The 1,117-nt window shown below is 40.6% G+C and carries 2 protein-coding genes; one reads left to right on the plus strand and one right to left on the minus strand.

The features are described 5' to 3' along the window. Positions 1-7: 7 nt before the first annotated feature. Positions 8-604 (minus strand): MerR family transcriptional regulator, encoded by a 597-nt coding sequence (locus tag AC1DOK_RS24420; protein ID WP_477556881.1) that lies wholly within the window; start codon positions 602-604, stop codon positions 8-10. An 89-nt stretch (positions 605-693) separates the two neighbouring features. Between AC1DOK_RS24420 and AC1DOK_RS24425 the strand changes: the two genes are divergently transcribed. Next, on the plus strand, positions 694-1,117 hold a 424-nt coding region (locus AC1DOK_RS24425; protein WP_477556882.1), incomplete at its 3' end, for a hypothetical protein.

Genomic DNA, 1,117 nt, shown 5'->3' on the forward strand with positions numbered 1-1,117 from the left:
AAGGTTTCTAAGGTTTCTCTATTTTAGTGAAAAAGTAGTCGTATTCTTCAAAGTTGCCTGCCGTGATTTTCTCTGCTGAAATCATACTGCCAGTGTTTTGATGGTATAGTCCATAACTGCGCAGATTCTGCATGTGCTTGGTCCAAACAGCAAAATCATCGTCATCATAAGCTCCTGTGATCGAACGGCTCAAGAACAAATACTCATCTGGACAATCTATGATGGTAATTTCAGATAGGTCTGACTGCTCGCATAAAGTGAGTAGTCTTTCTTTTTGTTCAAGTAGCTTGCGTATTTCCTTGAGTCGCTTGATTGAGTCATCGATCTCCGCTGTTTTAGTCCGTATTATACTACGAAATGTAGATATAGAACGGTTAGACATATACTGCGTAATTTCTTCAATCGACATCCCCAGCTCTCGCAGAGTCAAAAGCGTTTCTAAAGTTGGACTTTGCAGATAGTTGTAATAGCGATATCCGTTGTCGCCTTTGTAGGCAGGTGAAAATAATCCAATATCATCATAATAATGCAAGGTGCGTTTATTGATTTGGTGGAGCTTCGCAAACTGACCCGCAGTAAATAACATTCTTTGATTATCAATCATGTTTAATTCTCCTCTTTACTTTACAGTAACTGTATAGTTTATGATAAGGAACATAGAGAGAGAAATCAAGTATATGGAGGGTAAAGATCATGCGAAGCGATATTCATTTCAGGGAAATACAACGTTCAGATTATAAAGCGTTAGAAAAAATCATCCGTGATACATGGAATTACGAGCGTTATTGCTCACCGAAAATCGCAGAAAGAATGTCAAAGTTATATTTGGCCAGTTGCCTTGCAAACCAAGCCTTTACCTGTGTTGCCGAAAAAGGCGGCGAAGCTGTTGGAATCATTATGGGCAAAAACGAGAAAAATCATCGCACGCAAGTACGATATGCCATTCGTCAGTTAGGTGCAGCGGCTACTATGTTATGCACGAAAGAGGGGCGCCAGGTTTTCAAGCTGTTTGATGGAATTGATAAGCTGGATCAAGCATTACTTGCCGAGAGTGGACAAGACTTTGATGGAGAGCTTGCTTTTTTTGCCGTGGGTTCAGACCAGCGAGGAACAGGAA

It is taken from the genome of Paenibacillus sp. P5_B5, assembly GCF_056400365.1.